General features: G+C 39.3%; 22 protein-coding genes and 4 pseudogenes. 10 read left to right on the top strand and 16 right to left on the bottom strand.

The window, feature by feature from the left end:
• Positions 1 to 55 precede the first annotated feature (55 nt).
• Genes WAX46_RS11125 through WAX46_RS11110 form a run of 4 tightly spaced genes read left to right on the top strand, consistent with a single transcriptional unit; the run spans position 56 to position 3,228 of the window.
• Positions 56 to 1,480 (top strand): hypothetical protein, encoded by a 1,425-nt coding sequence (locus WAX46_RS11125; protein ID WP_226566568.1) that lies wholly within the window; start codon positions 56 to 58, stop codon positions 1,478 to 1,480.
• An 8-nt stretch (positions 1,481 to 1,488) separates the two neighbouring features.
• On the top strand, positions 1,489 to 2,178 hold the full coding sequence (locus WAX46_RS11120) for an ABC transporter ATP-binding protein (protein WP_336493977.1): 690 nt from the start codon (positions 1,489 to 1,491) through the stop codon (positions 2,176 to 2,178).
• Positions 2,135 to 2,668 (top strand): stage II sporulation protein M, encoded by a 534-nt coding sequence (locus WAX46_RS11115; protein ID WP_226566566.1) that lies wholly within the window; start codon positions 2,135 to 2,137, stop codon positions 2,666 to 2,668. The genes WAX46_RS11120 and WAX46_RS11115 overlap by 44 nt, the downstream gene beginning before the upstream one ends.
• A 20-nt stretch (positions 2,669 to 2,688) precedes the next feature.
• The gene (locus tag WAX46_RS11110; protein ID WP_336493975.1) at positions 2,689 to 3,228 is read left to right on the top strand and encodes a hypothetical protein; all 540 of its coding nucleotides are present in this window, start codon (positions 2,689 to 2,691) and stop codon (positions 3,226 to 3,228) included.
• A 179-nt stretch (positions 3,229 to 3,407) separates the two neighbouring features.
• Here WAX46_RS11110 and WAX46_RS11105 read toward each other — a convergent pair whose 3' ends face one another.
• From WAX46_RS11105 to WAX46_RS11080, 6 genes are read right to left on the bottom strand one after another with little or no spacing between them, the layout of a single operon-like run.
• Positions 3,408 to 4,211: an ABC transporter permease gene (locus tag WAX46_RS11105; protein WP_226566564.1), complete on the bottom strand. Its 804-nt coding sequence runs from the start codon at positions 4,209 to 4,211 to the stop codon at positions 3,408 to 3,410.
• Complete coding sequence (locus tag WAX46_RS11100) at positions 4,201 to 5,073, bottom strand: ABC transporter permease (RefSeq protein WP_336493974.1); 873 nt, start codon at positions 5,071 to 5,073, stop codon at positions 4,201 to 4,203. The genes WAX46_RS11105 and WAX46_RS11100 overlap by 11 nt, the downstream gene beginning before the upstream one ends.
• A complete protein-coding gene (locus WAX46_RS11095; protein WP_226566562.1) occupies positions 5,073 to 6,164 on the bottom strand; it encodes an ABC transporter ATP-binding protein in 1,092 nt (363 codons plus the stop codon). Before WAX46_RS11095 ends, WAX46_RS11100 begins: the two co-directional genes overlap by 1 nt.
• Positions 6,165 to 6,172: 8 nt before the next feature.
• The gene (locus WAX46_RS11090) at positions 6,173 to 7,258 is read right to left on the bottom strand and encodes an ABC transporter substrate-binding protein (protein WP_226566561.1); all 1,086 of its coding nucleotides are present in this window, start codon (positions 7,256 to 7,258) and stop codon (positions 6,173 to 6,175) included.
• Positions 7,255 to 9,246 carry a hydantoinase B/oxoprolinase family protein gene (locus WAX46_RS11085; RefSeq protein ID WP_336493971.1) on the bottom strand — a complete coding sequence of 664 codons (1,992 nt, stop codon included), beginning with the start codon at positions 9,244 to 9,246 and terminating at the stop codon, positions 7,255 to 7,257. The genes WAX46_RS11090 and WAX46_RS11085 overlap by 4 nt, the downstream gene beginning before the upstream one ends.
• Positions 9,236 to 11,305, bottom strand: coding sequence for a hydantoinase/oxoprolinase family protein (locus WAX46_RS11080; RefSeq protein WP_226566559.1), 2,070 nt, complete (start codon positions 11,303 to 11,305; stop codon positions 9,236 to 9,238). Before WAX46_RS11080 ends, WAX46_RS11085 begins: the two co-directional genes overlap by 11 nt.
• Positions 11,306 to 11,673: 368 nt before the next feature.
• Here WAX46_RS11080 and WAX46_RS11075 point away from each other — a divergent pair, with 368 nt between their 5' ends.
• The 3 genes from WAX46_RS11075 (at position 11,674) to comJ (ending at position 12,878) form a co-directional block, all read left to right on the top strand.
• Complete coding sequence (locus WAX46_RS11075; protein ID WP_226566558.1) at positions 11,674 to 12,102, top strand: NucA/NucB deoxyribonuclease domain-containing protein; 429 nt, start codon at positions 11,674 to 11,676, stop codon at positions 12,100 to 12,102.
• A 127-nt stretch (positions 12,103 to 12,229) separates the two neighbouring features.
• Positions 12,230 to 12,475: a hypothetical protein gene (locus WAX46_RS11070; RefSeq protein WP_226566557.1), complete on the top strand. Its 246-nt coding sequence runs from the start codon at positions 12,230 to 12,232 to the stop codon at positions 12,473 to 12,475.
• A gap of 16 nt (positions 12,476 to 12,491) precedes the next feature.
• Complete coding sequence (gene comJ / locus WAX46_RS11065; protein ID WP_226566556.1) at positions 12,492 to 12,878, top strand: competence protein ComJ; 387 nt, start codon at positions 12,492 to 12,494, stop codon at positions 12,876 to 12,878.
• Between the two features lie 200 nt (positions 12,879 to 13,078).
• Here comJ and WAX46_RS11060 read toward each other — a convergent pair whose 3' ends face one another.
• The gene (locus WAX46_RS11060) at positions 13,079 to 13,189 is read right to left on the bottom strand and encodes an AAC(3) family N-acetyltransferase (RefSeq protein WP_264188594.1); all 111 of its coding nucleotides are present in this window, start codon (positions 13,187 to 13,189) and stop codon (positions 13,079 to 13,081) included.
• Between the two features lie 218 nt (positions 13,190 to 13,407).
• Positions 13,408 to 13,740 carry a YckD family protein gene (locus tag WAX46_RS11055; RefSeq protein WP_226566555.1) on the bottom strand — a complete coding sequence of 111 codons (333 nt, stop codon included), beginning with the start codon at positions 13,738 to 13,740 and terminating at the stop codon, positions 13,408 to 13,410.
• Between the two features lie 205 nt (positions 13,741 to 13,945).
• Between WAX46_RS11055 and WAX46_RS11050 the strand changes: the two are divergent.
• Positions 13,946 to 14,576 (top strand): annotated as a pseudogene (locus WAX46_RS11050) (transporter substrate-binding domain-containing protein).
• Between the two features lie 2 nt (positions 14,577 to 14,578).
• Here WAX46_RS11050 and WAX46_RS11045 read toward each other — a convergent pair.
• From WAX46_RS11045 to WAX46_RS11020, 6 genes and pseudogenes are all read right to left on the bottom strand, one after another.
• Complete coding sequence (locus tag WAX46_RS11045; RefSeq protein ID WP_264188599.1) at positions 14,579 to 14,716, bottom strand: ArsB/NhaD family transporter; 138 nt, start codon at positions 14,714 to 14,716, stop codon at positions 14,579 to 14,581.
• A 165-nt stretch (positions 14,717 to 14,881) separates the two neighbouring features.
• A complete protein-coding gene (locus tag WAX46_RS11040; protein ID WP_226566553.1) occupies positions 14,882 to 16,114 on the bottom strand; it encodes a PucR family transcriptional regulator in 1,233 nt (410 codons plus the stop codon).
• Positions 16,115 to 16,228: 114 nt separating this feature from the next.
• Complete coding sequence (pruA, locus tag WAX46_RS11035) at positions 16,229 to 17,776, bottom strand: L-glutamate gamma-semialdehyde dehydrogenase (protein WP_226566552.1); 1,548 nt, start codon at positions 17,774 to 17,776, stop codon at positions 16,229 to 16,231.
• 23 nt (positions 17,777 to 17,799) lie between these two features.
• Positions 17,800 to 18,717 carry a proline dehydrogenase family protein gene (locus WAX46_RS11030; protein ID WP_226566551.1) on the bottom strand — a complete coding sequence of 306 codons (918 nt, stop codon included), beginning with the start codon at positions 18,715 to 18,717 and terminating at the stop codon, positions 17,800 to 17,802.
• 244 nt (positions 18,718 to 18,961) lie between these two features.
• On the bottom strand, positions 18,962 to 19,126 hold the full coding sequence (locus WAX46_RS11025; protein ID WP_264188593.1) for a nucleotidyltransferase domain-containing protein: 165 nt from the start codon (positions 19,124 to 19,126) through the stop codon (positions 18,962 to 18,964).
• Positions 19,116 to 19,275, bottom strand: a pseudogene (locus WAX46_RS11020) (DNA polymerase beta superfamily protein); the annotation flags it as partial. The pseudogene WAX46_RS11020 and the gene WAX46_RS11025, both read right to left, overlap by 11 nt.
• A gap of 92 nt (positions 19,276 to 19,367) precedes the next feature.
• Between WAX46_RS11020 and WAX46_RS11015 the strand changes: the two are divergent.
• Positions 19,368 to 19,682: a hypothetical protein gene (locus WAX46_RS11015; RefSeq protein ID WP_336493965.1), complete on the top strand. Its 315-nt coding sequence runs from the start codon at positions 19,368 to 19,370 to the stop codon at positions 19,680 to 19,682.
• Here the strand turns inward: WAX46_RS11015 and WAX46_RS11010 are convergent.
• Positions 19,679 to 20,156, bottom strand: a pseudogene (locus tag WAX46_RS11010) (acetylxylan esterase); the annotation flags it as partial. The gene WAX46_RS11015 and the pseudogene WAX46_RS11010 sit on opposite strands and share 4 nt — an antisense overlap.
• 162 nt (positions 20,157 to 20,318) lie before the next feature.
• Here WAX46_RS11010 and WAX46_RS11005 point away from each other — a divergent pair.
• Complete coding sequence (locus WAX46_RS11005) at positions 20,319 to 21,104, top strand: carbon-nitrogen family hydrolase (RefSeq protein WP_336493963.1); 786 nt, start codon at positions 20,319 to 20,321, stop codon at positions 21,102 to 21,104.
• Positions 21,105 to 21,426: 322 nt separating this feature from the next.
• Here the strand turns inward: WAX46_RS11005 and WAX46_RS11000 are convergent.
• Positions 21,427 to 22,086 (bottom strand): annotated as a pseudogene (locus tag WAX46_RS11000) (IS3 family transposase); the annotation flags it as partial.

Below are 22,086 nucleotides of genomic sequence, written 5' to 3'. Positions count from 1 at the left end.
ATAGAGAAGGTGTAACTACCTTCTCTATACATCTTTTAAAATGGAAGTGTTATAAATGCATAAATATTTAACATACACAAAAATCTTGTTAATCAACGATTTAAGAAGACATCAACGTAATAACACTCTCATTTTTGTATTATTTGCTTTCTTATACATAATCACACCCCTATTACTAGGTGTATTAACTACTTATTTCGTTAAAAATTTATCAATAATCTATCTATCATTCTTCATCTTAATGTTAACAGTAAATATTGATAAGAGTTTGATGAGAATCCTTTTCTCTTCAGATAAAAAACAGATGGCTATTTTAAAAATTCATCTAGATCAGTACATTTTCGGCAAAGACATGAGCAAGTTTTTCAGTATTATTGCAGGTTTATTTTTCTTCTTTTTAGGGTCTTACTTAACAAATTTAAGTATAAACGGGTATAACGAATCTATTACATTAGCAGCTTTGGGCGTCACTTCTTTCATTTTAGGGTATCTACTTAGATTACATGTCTTGTTACTTCTTTCAAATCCTAAATTTTTTGCAATTTCATCAACAATTGGGTATATAACGACAGGTCTCGTTGCAATTTGGGTATTCACTGTATACAAATTCAATTTATTAACAAACCCTTTACCTCGTTATTCAATTTATATTATTTTCATCTTCACATTCATTAGTTTACTGTTAGTTAAAAATTGGAAATTAAATATTCGTAATGTACCAATTTTTTATTTTCATAAAAAAACTAAAGAAAAACAAAAAGGAACATCTAGAAAGTTTAATCATATTTTGTTTTATGAAATTACACTCCTAATGAGAACCCCACCTATCCAATGGTCTGTTTTACTTTTTATATTAACCATATCTGGGGGGTTATTTGGTCTAATTCTTTATGGTGTTAATACAAACCAACTTGAAACACCGAATATAGAAAATGATTTTTTATTTATTTTTAGTGTGATTTTCCCTATGATTCTTATATCAAACGCAATACAATCTTATGTTTCTTTTGATATTGACGGTCCAATTCTCCCTTTAAAACAAAAATTACCTAATTTGGTAAAAAACAAAATTAAAGTTAAAATTATTTTATCTATCATACTACATTCGTTTTTTTGTATTTTATATACCATTTTTTCTAGTTTTACAATACGTTTAGATCAGCCTGTTTTCGTGATAATTACTTTAATAAACACTAGCATTCTAATCGCTATTTGCACTGTCGGTTCAACTATTTTATTTCCTTATTTTAAATGGGAGTTTGTTTATCAAGTGCCAAGTTCCCTAAGTAAATTGACTTTAAATATTTGCTATGGTTTTATTTTAGCTTTATCAGTTATCTCCACAAATAGCACAGTGTATTTCATTGTGACAAATACAGTTATGATCGCTAGTACAATTATAATTGTATCTTTAATACTTACATTTTGGGATAGAACAATACATAAAAACTATAAATCTTTTAAAACATTATTTGAGTGAGGGATTGTATGTTATCAGTTCATAATCTAACCAAAGAATACAAACAATCTAACTTTAAAGTCATGATTAATGAAATGCATTTCAAAGAAGGTTCAATTATTGGACTATTAGGTAAAAACGGTGCTGGAAAAACTACTATTTTAGAAATGATAGCTGGATTAATAAACCCAGATGAAGGTCAAATATTAATAAATAATAGTAAGCAAACTTTTTCTTCTGTCGGATACATGGAAGACGATCCGACTCTATTTGAAAACTTAACCTGTTTTGAGTTGATCAAATACCAATCCATGCTTGTAGAACAACCCTTAGAAATTGATCAAATCAATGATCTGTTGAGCAAATATGGATTAAAAGAACAAGCTCATCGTCGTTCATCTACTCTTTCACGAGGAATGAGACAAAGAATGTCTTTTATTTTAACAATATTACATCATCCAAACATCATTTTATTAGATGAGCCTTTTACAGGTCTTGATCCTACAAACATGGCTGACATGAAAATACATTTAAGAAGTTTCAGAGACGACAACAAAATCATTTTGCTCTCCACACATATCATTCAATTTGCAGCAGATTTATGCGATGAAATCCTTTTCATTGATAATGGTAGTATCATACACTCAGAAAAAAAATCTTCAGGAGTGACGTTTCATGAAGATCAAATCGAAAAACAGTTTTTTGAAAAATTATCTTAAAAATTTTTCAGTTTTTTTAATACTATTTCTGGGGGGGTTTACCTTAAGTATTTTTGCTTCAACGTTTATTGATAGTATAGATTTTAAAGACAACATACAGATTGATAGCTATCAAGAAATTTTTATGAATAACCTTTCTGTGTCACTCCTTATATTAATATCAGGTATAGTTAGTTTAGGTTTACTTTCTAGTATCATTATTTTTTTAAATGGCTTTTTCCTTGGAGCATTCTTTATATCATATACATATATATATGGATTTGATGTAGCATTATACTATATAATTTTCCATTTACCTCCAGAAATTATTGGTCTTTTCCTTTTCTATTTTGTCTCGTTTGATATATCAAGACACATTATACGATACCTTCTTTCTAAAGACAGAATTTCATTTAAAACAAAAGGAAAAACCTACTTCAAACAGCTTATAACAGGAGTTTTCTTGTTATTTATTGCTTCAATTATTGAATTTTATTTTATAAAAATTTGATATTGAAAAAGGATGTTATTATGAAAAAACATATTATAGTCGTAAGTATACTCTCTGGTATAATAGCCTTCATCCTTTCTATATTGAAAATGGATGAAATTAATAAGAATCTACTAGATCTACAGCTCGAAGGAAATCGAGATATAATTGAAGTAAGTAAGTGGATAGGCATATCACTTGCTGTTATTGGAGAAACATTTAAACCAATAGTAGAAGTTTTATTTTTTTCATTAGTTGTCTTTCTAAGTTTTGTTACTCTCGGGATAAATGAATCCTATAAAAGCATATTTAAAAGAGGGATAATGGCTTATTACTGCATTTTAATAGGTAATGTAATTGTTATTATTTTATACCTCTTGAATGTATCTAATGCTGAACATATGATTACACTTCCATTTCTATGGGGTGCCAACATTTTTGTTATAGCATCATTTAGTTTATGGTGCTATTCCTACGTAAAAGATAAAGAAAACAGAAGTTATAAATTTTATATTCCATTTGTATTATTATTCTTATTTTCTTTAGCTATATCAGCGTTTTCCAGTTTCATTCCACAGTAGAAAAATGTCCATTATGGGCCGTCAGGCTGTCGAGAAAATCGACAGCCTTTTTCTGTTTCTTTCATCAATATGGAAACTAATTCAAAACCATTTAAACAAAAAAGCCTGTAGAAAAACATCGTTTTCTCTACAAGCTTAGCTGTCATTTCAAATGAAAGCTCCTTGTTTCTTCTTTATATTTACATCACTTTAGACAGGCCGATCGTTTTCTCGATAATAAGCAACGCAATGATAGAAATGATAATAAATATGACAGATATCGCATTGACACTTGGATCAAAGGTTTGCTCAATGTAATTAAATGTTCTCACTGGAATCGTAATGGTTTGGGGAGAGGAGACGAACAAACTGATCGATATTTCCCCAAATGACGTCACAGTTGAAAATACACCACCCGCAATGATTCCTGGCTTAATCAATGGCATCGTCACTCGAAAGAAAGTGCGAATCGGGCCGGCACCAAGATTCATCGAAGCTAGCTCAAGACGCGGATCAAGATTCGAGACACTGACGCCAACCGTTCGAATCACATATGGAAAACCGATAATGATGTGACCAATGACTAGCGCCCACAGAGACCCTGTAAAGCCCATAGCCGTAAACAAGTAAAGCATGGCAATTCCTAACACCACCTGCGGAATCATGAGAGGTGACAAAATGAAAGCTTGAATGGCCTCCTTCCCCTTAAAAGAAAGCCTCGCTAAAGCATACGAAGCCATCGTTCCAAAAAGAACAGTGAGAGGCGTAACAATCAATAGCAGAATGGCACTGGTGCGCAAAGATTCCATCCATTCTGGATTCGACACGACTTCTTGAAACCAGCGGACTGAAAACGAAGTCGGTGGAAATTCAGGAAAGGCATTCGGACTAAAAGCAGAAAGGACAATGACAAGAACAGGTATGGCTAAAAAGAGATAAACTAGTGAGCCAGCAATCCAAATCAAGGTTGAAAGCAAGCGATCACTTATTGACTTATGACGCATTCATTCTCGCCTCCCAACACTTCAACAGATAGCTTAGTAGACTGACCACCACGAGCACACAAACCAACAAGGTAAACGACATGGCAGCAGCAAGAGGTAGGTTATAGACTTGCATGACCTGCTGATAAATAGATAACGGGAGCAGCGGCTGCATTCGTCCGCCGACTAAAAGCGGGGTGATATAGCTCCCCGCTGCTAATGAGAAGACAATAATCGCCCCAGTGATCATGCCTGGAATGGTAAGTGGTAAGGTCACATGTAAAAAAGTACGAATACGCCCAGCCCCAAGACTCATAGAAGCCTGTCTTAAATGACGATCCATTTCAGTTAAACTGGTTGCAATAGGCAGCACCGCAAAAGGTAGCATCACTTGAACATAAGCAATAATCACCGCATTCATATTCCACAGCATAGATAAGGGCTGCTCAATCACATGTAAATCTAATAACATGCCATTGATCAAACCATGTTGCGAGAGAAGAACGATCCATGCAAACGTCCGAATGACAATACTTGTCAAAAGTGGCGACACAAGTAGGATATAGAAAAATGCCCGTAGTCGCGGGGTAGGTGCCTTTACTAGAAGATACGCTGCAGGATAAGCCATCAATAAACAAATTACTGTTGTCTTTAATGCTACCCACACTGTACTTCCAATTGCCTTCACATACGCATCTGTCGTAAACATATATATATATTGAGAAAAGCTATAGGATTGTAATGTATTCATCATTGAATCAACATCACGAAAACTAAGGACGAACATCATCACAAGCGGAACAAGAAGGAATACAACAAGAAACAAACAAGCTGGCAGCAGCATAAACCAATGAAATCGTTGATTCTTTTTTTTGATTCGCATCACGTATGCACCTTCGAATCTAAGAAAACGATATCTTCAGGCTGCCAATGAATATGCACAGTTTCCCCAACTTCTGGAATCTGAGGAAATGCTGCGTCTGATGCATGCACAATAATTTCACCTCTATTAAGCCCCACGACCAAACGTAAAGAGTGCCCTATATAATTGACGTATGCTAAAATGCCTGTGACATGGTTTGGTTGTATTTCCTCTCGCACAGAAGATATGCTGATTCTCTCAGGACGCAGCATGAGTAAATACTTCTCTCTCTTCTCTTTATACACCGCAGCCTTCAATTGAACATGCTGTCCGTTTAACTGGGTTAAATGTGGAACAGTGAATGTGGAACCAGATTCATCATACACTGCCTCAAATATATTAACCTGCCCAATAAATTCAGCGACAAATCGATTATTTGGCTGTCGATATACCTCTAAAGGCGTCCCAATCTGCTGAATTCTTCCCTCTCCTAAAATGCCAATCCTGTCTGACAGGCTTAAGGCTTCTTCCTGATCATGAGTTACAAGAATGGTCGTAATCCCGACATCCCTTTGAATATTTCGAAGCTCAGTCTGCATATTTTTTCTTAGCTTTGCATCTAGGTTGCTGAGCGGTTCATCCAGAAGGAGAACAGACGGCTGAATTGCAAGCGCCCTTGCAATCGCCACCCGCTGCTGCTGACCACCACTTAATTGGTGCGGCATTCGTTTCTCAAATACCTCTAATTGGACCAGAGATAAACTCTCCATGACCTTTTGCTTAATTTCTCCTTTCTTTTTCTTTTGAACCTTCAACCCGTACGCCACATTATCAAATACGGTGAGATGTGGGAAAAGTGCATAGCTTTGAAAAACCATACCCGTTTTTCTTTGATAAGGCGGTAAAGCAGTCACATCTTGATCGCCAATATAGACGACTCCTTTTGTCGGTTCTAAAAAACCGCCAATGATGTTTAGTAAAGTAGATTTTCCGCAGCCACTAGGGCCAAGAAGGGAGAAAAACTCCCCCTCATTCACTTTAAGACTGACATCGTCAAGAGCAATCTGCTCGCCGAAATGCTGGCTGATGTGTTCTAAATTGATTCCAATCATGCGATCACCTATTTTCCTCCGCCTAATACTTCGTTCCATCGATTTGTCCAATTACCAAGCTCTGAAGTCGCTGTTTCGTAATCTACCCAAGTAAGCTTACTATAATAATTCTCTCCAACCTTCACTTTTCCCTTAATCTTGTCCCCGTATTTCACATCAGAATTCGACATACCATAGTAAGATTTTTCAGAGAAAGACTCCTGAGCTTCTTTTCCACTTAAGTAGTTTAATAGTTTATAAGCTGCTTCCTCATGCTGGCTTCCCTTCGTTAACGCCCAGCTCGCGACAGCTGCAACAGCGCCCTCCTTCGGATAGGAGAAACCAATATCCATTCCTTCTTCTTCAAGTGCAAATACTCGACCATCCCAATATGGAACTGCCGCAACGTCACCACGTTCTAACAAGGTTTGAATAGACCCTGGGTTATCTGGGAAAGCAGCTACATGCCCTTTTAATTGTGCTAGGCTTTTAAATGCTTTATCAATATCCTTAGGATTTGACTCTATCCCCCCTTGAGCGTGAACAAGTGCAGAGAAAAATTGCAAGCCGGCTGAATAGGTTGGCGAAGAAATGGCAATTTTCCCTTTAAGCTGACTGCTCCATAGGTCTGTCCAGCTATTTGGTTCCTGCTTTACAAGGTCTTTTCTATAAGCAATCCCTAGCTGGCCCATACTAAAGCCTGCTGCATATTGTTTTCCATCAACAGTGAGCTTTTTTTGAACAGAACGATAAAGTTTTTTCACGTTCGGTACTTGATCTTCGTCAATGGACTCAAGAACGTTTGCTGCAATGCCTCTTTGAATCGTATCAGGCTGTAAAATGAGCAAATCATACGGTGGATTTTTACCATTTGATGCTTTTAATTTCGTAAACCATTCCGAATCTGCCCCAGAGACGGTTTGAACTTTAATTCCAGTATCTTCTTCAAACGTTTCAAAAATTGGCTTTATATTCTTTTCCCAATCACCACCGTATACACCAACGATGACAGTCTGCTGTTGCTTGCTTTGATCCTGTCCATTTCCAGCGCAAGCAGTCAATAACAGAACCATTGATAGGATGCCTGCAAACATGGTGATTAATCTTCTTTTCATGATTCATTTCCCCCTTTTTGTTGATTCATTTGGTCAAGTGCCTTCACAATATCCGCCTTTGATAACGGTTCATCTCTATGTCTAAAATAGTCATGAACCGCATGCTTATAGCGCGTACGTTCATTAGGTAGGTATGAACGAAGCTGAACGGCAAGTTCGCTGCTGGCTTCGCCTGTCCATACTTTCTCATAAGCTGCTCGTTCGTTTCCAAAATCCCACACGACGTCAGTAAATACTTCATTATAGACCTTTTCGCGAAGCCTGCTGGTCTGCTCTTCGTCAATTTTCCATTCATTGTGGTCTAAATAAACTTTGACGCCATATTGCTGAAGCGCTCTTTCTTCACTCAAAAGACCTTCTTCCACTTCCTGAAGCACTGTTTCTTTCTTTCTAGCAAATGGATTCCCCCAGCCTCCACCACTTGGTGAAATCAATTGAACAATATCACCTTTTTCAAGACGCAGGACATCAATTTTTGACTGGTTTTGTTTTTCTCCATTTGGTGTGATTTTTTTCACCTCACCAACTGCTCCTGCCCGGCCGCCCATAAATCCCCAAGGTTGGAATTTCATCCGTTCCATCCCTCGTGCTGTCACCATCGATTCAGGCTTTATTACTTCAAATTCTAAACAAATGGCATGTCCGCCTCTATTCTCTCCCGCTCCACCTGTGTTCGGTAAGAACTCATATCGGTGAACATGAATATCGATATGCTGTTCCAAGCTCTCAATAGGTGTATTCTTTAAAAACCCTGATGAATGATCGATACCATCAACTCCATCAGCACCTTGTTGAGCACCGCCGCCTCCGCCTAGTGGTTCGACAACGGACATTTTCCTGCCCCCTGTTTGATCATCAGGAACAGAGAGAACAACAATAGCGGATTGACCTGCGCCTGCTGCTGGTACTGCTTCAGGTAACAGCTTTCCAATTGCACCTAAAACAACATTGTACAGCCTCATTGTAATTGAATGCCGAATACCGACAGAGGCCGGATATTCTGGATACACAAGCGTTCCTTTAGGAGAAATAACTTCTATTGGATACGTAATTCCACCATTAATCGGTATAAACGGATCTTTACTAATGATGTAATTAATCAACCCTTGATATAGGAAGGAATGCTTCTGACCGTTGGTGACAAGGTTAAAAGCTGTCTTTACTTGTGGGTCACACTCAGAAAAGTCCAGAGTCAGCTGTTTTCCTTTGACCGTTAACTTGATTTTTAATCGGATAGGCACGTTCGATATCATATCATCATCTAAATAATCAGCGAATTCACTCGTTCCATCTGGAATGGCATCAATAACCTTTCCTGCACGATCCGCGGCTTGCTTCAACAGGTCGAGCATTCCTTGCTTCACTTCGTTTTCCCCAAATTTCTCGATCATTTCTTTTAACCGAATATCTGCTGTATTGACTGCAGCAATCATCGCATTGATATCTCCATCATTTAAATGACTGGCCCGGCTATTTGCTCTTAGAAAGGTACGAACCACCTGATTCTCTTTCCCCGCCTCATAAATTTTCACTGGCGGGATTCTTAATCCTTCTTGATGAACATCCGTCGCAGTAGGTGAAATACTCGAAGGCACAAGACCGCCCACATCACTTACATGGACAAAAGACCAAGCATAGCTCACGATTTCATCATCTATGAAAATGGGTTTAATGATATGAACATCTGGAAGGTGAGTTGCTAAACCATCTGTCGTATAAGGATCATTTGTGATGATAATATCACCAGGCTGCATCGGCCCGCTTTCTTCAATCGTCTTTTTTAGACTCAGCCCTAAAAAGATTGTCACACCGACTGTCTTCGGATAAACAAAGAAATCCCCAGACGGCGTGGCTAATGCTGTCCCAAAATCAGCAGATTCTTTTACGAAGGTCGTAAATGACGTTCGCTCAATAATATGTCCCATGCCTGATGCAATCGCATTAAAATAACTACGCATCATCTCAAGCTTTGCTGGATCAGTTTTCATGTAAATCCACCTCCCATGAAATCACCAAGTTTCCAGAATGGTCTATGCTTCCTACCCAGTTTGGCAAAATCATTGTTGTTGTATCATCCTGCTCAATAACGGCAGGTCCATTCACGACAGAACCTACTGGCAGAGTTCTCCGGTTGTAAACAGATGCTTTGTACTCTTTTTCTTCTATAAAGATACGTCTATATTCATGTGGTGTTAAAGACTGTCCGATGCTTTCATGAACAGGTGAGAAAGGTAGCGACGGCGTCTCGCCTATGACTCGAACTCGTAAATGAGTAAACTCAATTTTTGCCTGATCATCTCTATGTCCATATTGACGTTTATGCAGTTTGTGAAATGCTTCAGTGAGCTGATGGATATTTTGTTCTTGCTTCAGCCAATCAGCCGATAATGGCAATTCAATCTCAAATGCTTGCCCTTGATAGCGTGCGTCCGCCAATAACAGAATGGATGTCTCTTTGATATGTTGAATGTGTTGCTGACTGAACCAATCAGTTGCTCTACACGAAAGCATTTCATAATCTTGTTTTAATTGGTCAATTGTATAGTCTTGTAAGCATATTTTCTTGGACAACACAGCATCATGAATAAAATCAGCTGTTAGCGCACCTAGCGCACATAATGTACCAGCGCTTTGAGGAACGACCACATTTTTCGCATGAATTTCTCTGGCAAGGAAATTTGCTACAACGGGTCCTGCGCCGCCAAATGCTAGCAAACTAAAATCCCTAGGGTCAAACCCCTGCTGCTCCATGACATTGCTTAGTTCAGTGTACATATTGGCTACAGCCACTTGAATGAGCTGGTCAGCCGCCTGTTCGACCGTTATATTCAGCTCATCAGCAACTGGTTGAAAGGCCAACTTCGCTGCAGACAGCTGCAATTGTAAATGGCCGCCTGCAAAACGATCCTCATTGAGATAACCGCATATGAGAAACGCATCAGTTAAAGCTGCTTTCTTTCCCTTTCCATACGAAGCTGGGCCAGGGTGGGAACCAACTGATTCCGGACCTGCCTTTAACAGCCCACCCTGATCAATCCACGCTACAGAACCTCCACCTGCCCCAATTGAATACATCGCAACAGATGGAAGAATGATAGGAAAGCCTGAAAGCTGACTTGATTGGGTCATTGTAGGCTGCCTATTTTGAATAATCGAGATATCCGCACTCGTACCCCCAACATCAAAAGTAATCAAATTGGATTCGTTCGTAGATGCTGCGATTTTTGCCGCACCAATGACACCAGCTGCCGGACCAGAAAAAAGCGTTTTAATGGGTGAGGTTGCTGCACTTTCTGCATTCATTAAACCACCATTTGATTGGGTAATGTATGGAGAAATTGGTACACCTTCTTCTTTCAAGCGACTTTTCAATGTTTGTAAATACTGTTTCACCTTTGGTTGAATGTACAAATTCACAACAGACATCACTGTACGCTCGTATTCCCTCATTTCTGGCCATAATTCTGAAGAAGTAATGACTTCTAACTGAGGGTAATGGTGGTTGATATAGGCTTTTGCCTGTAATTCATGAACTGGATTTTGATAACTATGTAAAAAAGAAATGACGATACCTTCGAGCTTTTTAGAGATGACTTGCTGTACAGCATCATCTAATTGCTGCAGATGAAGAGGTTTTTTAATCGTACCATCATGTAACAACCTCTCAGAGATTGGATATACATGCTTTCGTGGTATCAATGGTTCTGGTAAACGAGAATTGAAGTCATAAGGAATGGGTAAACGTAAACGTTGTAAGGACAAAATATCTTGAAAACCTTCCGTCACAAAAAGGGCCAAATCCGCTCCTTTTCGCTGCAATAATGTATTAAGGCCTATTGTCATCCCATGTACGAGATATTGGATTTTGGATAAATTGACACCTCTTTCTTTTAGAAGGTTTAGCCCATTGATAATTCCCTGGGCTGGGTCATCTGTCACTGTAGGTGTCTTGAGTTCAGTTAGCTCCCCTGTTGCTTCATTCATCAGCAATAAATCAGTAAATGTTCCACCTATGTCTATTCCAAGCCGATAAGAGATATCCGCCATATGTACTTCCCTCCTGCAATGTAAATAGAATCATATTTTGATAAATTACGACATATTTTTGATATTTGACTCCATATTATTAAAGCATATCGGTCTAGTCAATTTTATTTTTTAAAATTTCTGGTGTGTTAAAATCGTGAAATAAGCCAAAAAACCCGTAATAAAGCTATTTTGCATATTCATAACCGTTTTATCATCAGCAAAATTAAAATTATTATGATTTTATACAAATATGAAACCAGAACAAAACGGGGAAAATACGTATTTCGAACTTTAAAAGACGTTTTTTCAAAACCAGAAGAAATTGGTAAGTAATTCTGCTATACTTCTGTTTACAAAATACACAAAAGAAAGAGAGCTAAGCATCTATGAAACTTCTTAAAACCATTCTCCTGCTTTTATTCATTGTTATTGGTGTAGCAACAGGCTATTTCCAGCTAGAGCAAAGTAAACAAGAGACGACGAATTCATCTTATGACAAAACCATACACTTTCCGTCAGATCGTTATCCAGAAACAGCGAAACACATAGAAGAAGCCGTTGATGAAGGCCATTCATCCATTTGTACGGTTGATCGTAAAAATAGCGATGAACAGAGAGATCGATCACTTCATGGCATTCCAACAAAGCATGGATTTGACCGGGACGAATGGCCAATGGCGATGTGTAAAGAAGGAGGAACAGGGGCTTCTGTGAAATATGTACGTCCCTCAGATAACAGGGGGGCAGGCTCTTGGGTGAGTCATCAATTGTCAGATGACCCTGATGGTACAAGAATTCAATTTATCATTGAATAGCATCTTTTATTTTTTCTACACTAAAAAATTTTCGCGTAACTGCATGCAGGTATTTCAAACATCTTTTTCATGCCGATAATCCTTAAGGAGGGATATCCTATCTTTTACCTAAAAGGAGTGAAGAAGCATGAATTGCGAAATGACAGAGAACATCAAGCAAATGGCCACTGAAAAAGCAAAAGGGAATTTAAAACTAGGATACGCCGATCTAAATGAAAAGATTGATGGCTCATGGCAAATAAAAGATGACAAGCTTTACAGCGGGTATACCCAAATCAATGACCATGTCACATTGGTTGACCAATTAGCCGACTATACAGGTGATACAATTACTATTTTTCAACGATATAACTTGCTGAACAGAATCCACTAATAAAGGAGTTTTTTATATGAATGATTTAAACCAAACATATTCCCTGTCTATCTCCTATCACCAAATCACCGTATACGCTGGAAGCGAGGTACCCCCTGTTATTGATTGGTCAGATGATGCCATTCATCAAGGATTCGCAACTGGAGATCAAGGTGTTTCTTTTGAAGCCATCAACAATGGAAAGGCTTCTATTATCGTGACATTAAATAGCAAGGAGCCCCCAGTATCCGTTCATAGAGCCATAACGGTGCCATTTACACATTCAAGCGATCAGATTCATATGACAAGCGTCATGGCACAGGTGCTATCTTTCTCCATTCCAAAAGGAGACTATCAGCTCACTTGCTATACATCACATCATCCTGATCAAGATCTCTATTATTTTAATTTTCAGACTGAGTAGACCATAACGATCAAGCCATTTTTCCGCAAAGTCTACCGATTCCCTCATAGCAATAAATACGAATTGGCCAGCCCGATTTGACCTCGATAATGGGTACATCAGGAATGTATAAAATCCTGACCGATCTGATCAAATAATTCTTCTCTTGTGATATCTTGATATTCTTTCCACACCCTCGACCCATTTTCTAAAATAGGGGCTCATCTTGTCATGAGGTCTTGCTGACAGATTTTATACTGAGCTAAGTGAAAGGCTGTATGACTCTCAAATGACGTACCAATCAGCAGCACTGTTGCATCGAGATAATTCATGCGGCCAAGGGGGGGATTTTTCCCAAAACCATAAGGAAGAGCATGATGATTCAAATTGGTGTGATAAGCCGATACAAGATTTGCACTAGAAGCTTACATTCTAGAGCAACGTGTAGATCAAACCATTTTCGTTCCTAAAGAGGTGAGACCCTCACCTTCTAAAAAAACACATTTGATTAATAAACAACAAAAAAACCGACACCTTGCTGCCGGTTTCATCATGATGGTCGATGGTGCTTTGGCTTTTTCAGTAATGGAACAAACCCGTTATTTTTTAAGTGATTGTAATGTTCATCCATTCTTTTCGTGATATGTGTGCCTTGTTCCTTTGTTAACACACCATACTGAACATATTTTTCAATGACTTCTTTTCGTTTAGAAAGAATTTGCTGCTCAAGCCCTTCAATTTGTTTTTGTTGTTCTGTCGTTAATTTTACTTGATGCGTCACAGGACGCTTTTCCATTTGAGGTGTTTCTCCGTGAGCCTTTTCCATCTGCAAACCAAATAATAGCATCATCGATAACATGATCAAGCCACTTATTTTTTTCATCTCTGTTGATCCCTCCTTTATTCAATTTTATTTTGCACGCACTTTCCTTTTTTATACATTATTTCACACACCATCGAATTGCACATAATATTCTTATTTTTTTGCTTTTCGTCTGAAAACGTTGTCCTAACCGAAAAAGTGCTATGTAAAAATAGAGGAGGATTCTTAAATGAGTCGTTTTTATCATAGAAAACCTATATGGGTGATGCTTGTTGTGTCTGCTTTCATACTTGTCATGTCTGCTTGCAGTCAATCTAGCTGGTTGACTAGCTATGAAGTCGAAGTGTCAAAGAAGCTTTTAAACGCCTTGACGACAAAGAGGAATTTAAGGAAATGGGCTTTGATTGTATGCTGATCGCCATTCATTCTGAAGTCAAGTGGATGCCGCAGCAAACGATATCGACATCACAGATGACGGGAAGGATAAGTTCACATTTTCAACTCCTTATAAATATTAACGGCTATCGTACGGAAAGGTGATTTGTCTGGTATTAGAACCTAAAGGATTTAAAAGGAAAGAAAGCAGCAGGTGCTGTAACGACCATTTACATGGATGTCGCCCATAAGCACGGTGCAAAGGAAGTCATTTATGATAATGCCACAAACGAGCAATAATTAAAGGATGTAGCGAATGGCCGAACAGATGTCATTCTGAATGACTACTACTTGCAAACACTGGCTCTTGCTGCATTCCCTAAATTAAATTTCATCATTCACCCTGACTTAAAATACATGCCGAATGAACAAGGGTTTGTCGTGAAAAAAACGGAACCATGAAAAAGATTTCTGAGAAATTATTTAACAATGCCAACGTCTCAAAAGAAATTGGATGCTGATGTCAACATTTCCAATTGTGTGACTTCCCAGACTTCAACCAGATGAACGACACCACAGGCAAGGGCAAGAATGGCCATCTACATGCTGACCATCCAATGGTTGCACGTCCTGGCTGCCAAATGACAAGGACGAGGGTCATGATGAAAATCAAGATGGTCAAGGTGACTGATCCAAAAGGGTGAGCTCCTTTCACTTTCCTCATAAAAACTTTATTTATCATACAACGAAACTTAGCGATTGTATGACATTTTCGCATCTCACATGAAAATCGGCAGGTGATCTCGTGCACCTGCGGCTTCCATGTTTATTGATCTTTTTTCATCAGCATCAATTCGATAAATAACTCACATCTCTGGCTAAAATGACTCAAATCAATTGAGGTCATATCAAAGATTTGTTTCATTCGATAGTTTAATGTATTTTGATGAATAAACAACTGCTCCGCCGCTGGCTTTAGTTTGCAATTATTTAATAAGTAAACCTCAAGGGTTTTTAAAAAAGATGTTTGGCTATCGCGGTCTTTTTCCTTCAAACGTAACAAATCTGGATTATAGTCGTTTTTCTTCTTTTGGTGGCTATAAATGGAGTCTAAGAAACGGAAAACTCCCAAATTCTCATAATCATATGGAATAAGTTCTTGTCCCCCGACAATTTTCACTGCCTTCACGACCTCTATCGCTTCAAATCGACTTGTACTCATTTTCATGACATCTCGATATTCCCTTCCCATCCCAATATACAAAGGGGATGGATGTGAATGAGTTTTCGATTGGAGATGAGTGATAACATCAGCGGCAGTTGCTTTCGGTGAGTGGCGGTCTGACAGACTGCCTAATATGACAACGATGTCTGCTTGAACGGAATAGACGTGATTGACCTTATCTTCTAGCTGCAAATAGGTTCTAATCACATCCTTGACATCTTCTGCCGTCTCACTTTTGTTATCGGCGGCGTGGACAACCATGACAGTAAATACAGCTGGAAGTGGAATGCTTAAGTTCTCAGCTTCCCATTTTAGTTCTTCTTCTGTATAAAAATGATCATCCATGACCTTTTTGAAAAATTCTTCAATCTTGCCTTCCTTTGTCTCCATCTGTTTCTTATTTTTATAAATAACTTTTCCAACCTGAAAGGACGCCTCGTGTAAAAATTGCAGCTCCTCCTGGGAGAGAGAATCCTCAATGTCCTGCACCCAAATAAATCCAACAATCTCTTGTTTGTGTTTTGCACTCACAGCCACCCGTCGATTAAAACCGAGCTCATCATGACCACTTACATAAAAAGGATTTGAATCTGTATACAGCCTCTCCATTACCCCTGTTTTTTTTAGCCAATCGACCACAGCTCCCGGGCATTCCTTTGAGAAAATCGTTTGCTGATTGACTGGATCAAACTGCTGAATGCTATAAGAATTATAAGCAAGCAGCTGACATTCTGTGCTTTCTAAAATGACTGGTTTTTTTAAATAGCCGCTAATAAATGCAATTAATTTATCGACATCAAAAAATGTATGAAGCTTTTCTAATATCTCTTCCATACCGATTTCTCCCTGATTAAGTGATACATTCATCATACTGCTTTCTAGTCAGATTTGTATAGAAACAGGTAAAAAAAGCATGAACCCACCTTTACAGGTTCATGCTTTTCCATATTAAAACATTTCACTAATCGTTTTCGCCTGCATGTGTAAAGCGAGGTAATCTGGACCGCCTGCTTTTGAATCTGTTCCTGACATTTTGAAGCCGCCGAATGGGTGGTATCCCACAATTGCCCCTGTACAGTTACGGTTAAAGTAAAGATTCCCCACATGGAACTCCTGCTTAGCACGGTTGATGTGATCACGGTTATTTGTAATGACAGCACCTGTCAAACCGTATTCAGTGTTGTTGGCTACTTTAAGTGCTTCATCAAAGCTTGAAACTTTTGAGAAGGCCAATACAGGTCCAAAGATTTCTTCTTGCATTAAGCGAGATGTTGGCTCGAGATCTGCAAAAATGGTTGGATGGATGAAGTATCCTTCAGAATCGTCACTCGTTCCGCCGGTGACTAAGCGACCTTCCTGCTTGCCAACATCGATATACTCCTTAATCTTGTCAAAAGAAGCCTGATCAATAACAGGTCCCATGTAGACATCAGCAGATAATGGATTAGCTGTTGTTTTCATTTCGGTGATTTCCTTCACTCGCTCGATCACTTGATCATACAGCTTCTCATGTACGACAGCGCGAGATCCAGCCGAACATTTCTGACCTGAAAACCCGAACGCTGATGCAAAAATAGCGTTAGCTGCTAGTTCCACATCGGCATCCTCATCTACAACAACAGTATCCTTGCCGCCCATTTCAGCAATCACACGTTTTAAATGCTGCTGTCCTGGCTGAACTTTTGCCGCGCGTTCAAAGATACGCGTACCTACCTCTCTCGACCCAGTGAATGTAATGAGGCTTGTTTTCGGATGATCGACTAAGTAATCTCCCACTTCTGCTCCGCTTCCTGGTACAAAGTTCACAACACCCTTTGGAAGACCTGCTTGCTCAAGCTCTTCAACAAAACGAGCAGCGATGACAGGGGTAGCACTTGCTGGTTTTAATACGACTGTATTCCCCGTTACGATTGGGGCTACTGTTGTTCCTGCCATGATCGCAAATAAGAAATTCCATGGCGGAATCACGAGCGTCACGCCAGTTGGTGTGTATACGTATTGATTTCGTTCGCCTTCACGGCTGTTAACAGGTTTACCTTTGGCCAGCTCTAGCATTTGGCGGGCATAATACTCTAGAAAGTCAATCGCTTCTGCTGTATCTGCATCCGCTTCATTCCATGGTTTCCCTGCTTCTTTGACAAGAAGTGCCGAGTACTCATGCTTTTTACGGCGAATGCTTGCAGCTGCACGGAATAGCACGCCTGCTCTTTCTTCTGGAGAGGTATAGCGCCATGTTTCAAATGCTTTTGCGGCAGCTTGAACCGCTTGTTCTGCCTCTTCCTTCCCAGCCTTTGACACGGTTCCAACGACTTCATCCTTTTTTGCCGGATTGATTGATACAATCTTGTCTTTTGTTTCGATTCTTTCTCCGTTAATCACTAGCGGATATGTTTGACCAAGAGATTCTGTTACTTTTGCTAATGCTTGTTCAAACACTTGGCGGTTTTCTGCCTGGCTAAAATCCGTAAATGGTTCATGCTTGTAAGGTGTTGTCATTTTTGTCACGCTCCCGTTTCAAATTATTTTCTCGTCATCCCTTTTAAAGCAAATGCAATGTTTGCCGGTCGTTCTGCAAGACGTCTCATGTAGTAGCCATACCACTCTCGTCCATACGGTGTATAGACCCTCATTTGATAGCCTTCTTTCACAAGCGCTTGCTGCGTTTCTGATCTCATGCCATACAGCATTTGAAATTCAAGTTGATTTGTCTGTATATTGTGTTTTTTCACAATATTTTTCGTGAACTCTATCATTTGATCGTCATGTGTCGCAATGGCTGTATAGTTCCCTGACAGTAATTGCTTTTCGATCAGCTTCTTATAATTCCGATCGACATCTTTTTTGTTTGAATACGCCACTTCGGCGGATTCCTTATAGGCACCCTTTACAAGTCTTAAAAATGGCTGTAACTCATTTAGGTCATCAATATCTTTTTCTGTTCTGTACAAATACGCCTGAAGAACCGTACTAACATACTCATATTGAGATTTCATCTCTTTAAAAATGTCCAGCGTTTTTTGACAGCGCTGTTCATCCTCCATATCAATTGTCACCATGATACGATGTTTCTCTGCGGTATCTAATATGCTTCTCATATTGCGATACACAAGGTCATCATCAATATCTAGTCCAAGTGACGTCATTTTGAGTGATACGTGGGAATTGAGTTTGGCCTCAGCAATTCGCTGAATGGTTTGAATACACTCATTCGTCCGCTCATTTGCAATCTCAGCCTTTGTGACAAACTCACCAAGGTGATCGACTGTCACCGCCATTCCTTGATCATTTAATCGTTTAATCACAGGGACGGCACTATCAAAATCTTTCCCCCCGATGATTTTCTTTGATGCAACAGCACTTCCCCAATTACGAGCGATATGGTTCAAGAGACTGTTCTTTGACAAAACCAAGAAGAAATTTCTTGTGACCGACTCCATAAAGGGCACCTCCCACTCTTTGTAAGCTATGTCTTTATTGTAAAGCTCATAAGCTGTCCGCTACAATATTTGAAGGTGACAAAAATTCTGACTTTTTTTGTGGTTTTATCACAATAAGAGATAAAAAAGAGACTGCCGCTAATCAACTGGCTCTTCCTCGCTTATGCCCACACCTCATCAAGGGTAGACTGAAGTAACTCATTAAATTCTTACGTTAGATTGTCTTTCGGCTGTTTGTAGCTTTTCACCAAATCTTGAAAAAGAGCCAGCTCTTTGTCGATAAAGGGGGAACATAGGCGAGACGATTCTCTACAACCATTTCTTTTCCTTCCATTTTGCGTTTTAGCAGTTCATGAATCTCTGCTAAAAGCGGTTCATCCTCCACAAGTAGCATTTCTTGTAAATCCATAGGAGGAACAGTTAACGTATAAAAAACGAACATCATAATAATCACTATCCGTCGAAGGGAACCCCCACGCCTGATTCGACTGCAAGGCAAATCTTTACGTCATATGTTTCTTCAATGATTTTCAGCTCTTCCTTGATCCTGTTTCTCATTTTCAATCAACTCTTTCTTTAGAAATCTGCATGACTTCTTCACATTTTGGGAAAATACGAATAAGGCATATATGAAAAAGGAGTTGGACCTGATGTCTATATCTCGGATTATGAAATGGATTACTGGGATTTTTGAAGCCTGCCTTGCCATCCCCGTGATTGGAGGACTATTTGTCATCAGCAATGGCTATACACCGCTCATGGTCATGCTGATTCTGCATATTATCACACTCGGCTTGTCGAAGCGAGACCACGGACCAATGATTGGAAGTATCGTCGGAATTGTCACATCGTGCCTAGCCTGGATTCCAATTGTCGGATTTATCCTTCATATCATCACAGCCCTTGTCCTCATCATCACGGCGTTAGTGCCTGATGAAAAAACGAGACAGAATACGAGTTATTAAAAAAAGAGGCCCTCACCCTGAGCGGCCCCTTTCTTTTTTTTCAGCAAATACTTTTGTAAAAAGGACAGCTTCTCTGTTTGAAAAGCCGGTATAAACTCATGACCAAAATACCGATAAACCATCAGCTCTTCCTCTGTCTCTAAATGATTGTATGCCGCAAACACAGTGGATGGTGGTGTCACTTTGTCATCAAGACCGATCGACATCAATGATGGCTGGTTCACTCAACCTGCTAAATTGATTAAATCAAAGTAGCTTACTTAATGTCTCAAATGCCTTTTCTTCGGCTTCTGGATCACTGTTTCTTCGAAAGTATGAATTAATTTCTAAATAAGGCTGCTCCAAAGCCACATCCACTGCACGCTCAAAGTTTGATAAGTATGGGTAATTAGCCGCAACGGCCTTTGGAATGTCTGAAAGTGTCGTAGCTGCAATCGCTAATGCGCCCCTCTGACTCCCACCAATCACACCGATAGATAGAAAGCCATTTTCGATGTGCTATAGACAAAACCTTCTGACATTTCTATTGGCAAAGGTGACAGAAACCTTTATGATTAAGAAACTGGCTTGATGCATAGATGACATCAGGAAATATCTACCAACCATTACACGCAAGAGAAAGAAGGAGGAATCGACATGAACATCGCCCTTGTCCAAATGGACGTACAAATTGGAAAACCTGATGTAAACTTTAAGAAAGCAGAGGCGTTTCTAGAAGAAGCGATGCGTCAACAGCCTGATATGATTATTTTACCAGAAATGTGGAATACAGGATATGCATTAGAACAGGCAGATCAGCTTGCCGATGTAAACGGCGAACGCACAAAACATCTCTTCTCTTCCTTTGCCCGCAATCACCAAGTGTATCTCATCGCAGGAAGTATACTAAATAAACGGGCAGAAAATGAAGACATCACCAACACGATGTATGTGTTTAACCGCCAAGGCGAGCTTGTGTTAGATTATGACAAAATTCATTTATTCCGCTTAATGGATGAGCACAACTATTTAACCGCTGGTGATCAGCTTGGTTTATTTACCTATCATGAACATGTGAAGATCGGCGCGATGATCTGCTATGACCTTCGCTTCCCGCAACTTTCGAGAACACTTGTAAACAAAGGAGCGAAAGTGCTCGTCAATACCGCCCAATGGCCGTCAGCAAGAGTGGATCATTGGCGCAGCCTGCTCATCGCAAGAGCGATCGAAAACCAGTCTTTTATTATTGCTGTCAACCGGACGGGCACAAGTAAAGACACTAAATTTCCTGGACATTCCATGGTGATTGACCCACTTGGCCGTATACTGCTTGAGACAAACGATGAAGAAGACATTTATTATGCAGAAATTGACCTTCAGCTAGTTGATGAAGTGAGAAAACAAATTCCTGTCATGACGGATCAACGTCTGGATGTATATTAGAAAGCAAGGGACAACCAGCTTTCTGTATTTGATTAAACGTTTGTTTAACTCGCTTGATGAAAGGTCCATTAGTGCTTGAACGGCTTTCGTTAAATACCGTTCTTCTACATAAGCGGTTTTTGGAAAAAAAGAAGGAGGAGCTCTGTCAGCATTTGCTTCATTTTCAATTGTTCGTGTTTGACAGGAAGAGATAGGATAGCCAGATACAGCTTCCCAGCAAGTAAAAGCCTTTCTAGCTCACGGGGTGATTCTTATATCAATAGAAAAAAGTCTACCTCAGACGGGACTGACCCCCGTTTTTGAGACAGGGATCAAAACACCTTTATACAGCCAATTGCCGATAGTTTATCGGTGATTGGTTGTTTAGTTTTGTTTGAATACGAATGTTGTTTATAATAATAAATGTATTCTTTGACAGTGCGTTCTACGATGTTGGTCGTAGTTCGATCAATCCTGTTAAGATAGAACGTTTCAGACTTTAGTGAGGAATGGAACGATTCGATGGAGGCATTATCAGCGGGTGTCCCTTTACGGGACATGCTCATGGTAATGCCTTTTATATGAACAGCTTTCTGATACTCGTAAGATGTATACACAGAACCTTGATCGCTATGTAACACGCAGTTCTTAGGCAGTGCTGGGAGCTGATCAAGTGTTTTTAAGATAAAGTCTGTGTCCTGCTTATCACCAATATTAAAAGCAATCACTTCTCCATTATATAAATCCAATATACTGGAAAGGTACAATTGTTTCTGTCCATAAGGCAAATATGTGATGTCCGTTACTAGTTTTTCAAGAGGACGATCAGATTGAAAGTTCCGATCCAGTATGTTACCGGCCACGGCATAGGGTTGCCCATTCTTCTTACGCTTTTTCATTTTAACACGGCATTGCCACTGGTTTTTCTGCATGATACGTTGAACAGTTTTATGGTTAATACGCATTCTCCTTTTTAGTATGGCTGTGATTTTTCGATATCCAT

Source organism: Bacillus sp. FJAT-53060 (genome assembly GCF_037104745.1).
GTDB lineage: Bacteria > Bacillota > Bacilli > Bacillales > Bacillaceae > Bacillus > Bacillus stratosphericus_B.
The sequence above is the reverse complement of the archived record's forward strand: the minus strand, read 5'-3'. Positions and strand labels throughout refer to the sequence as shown.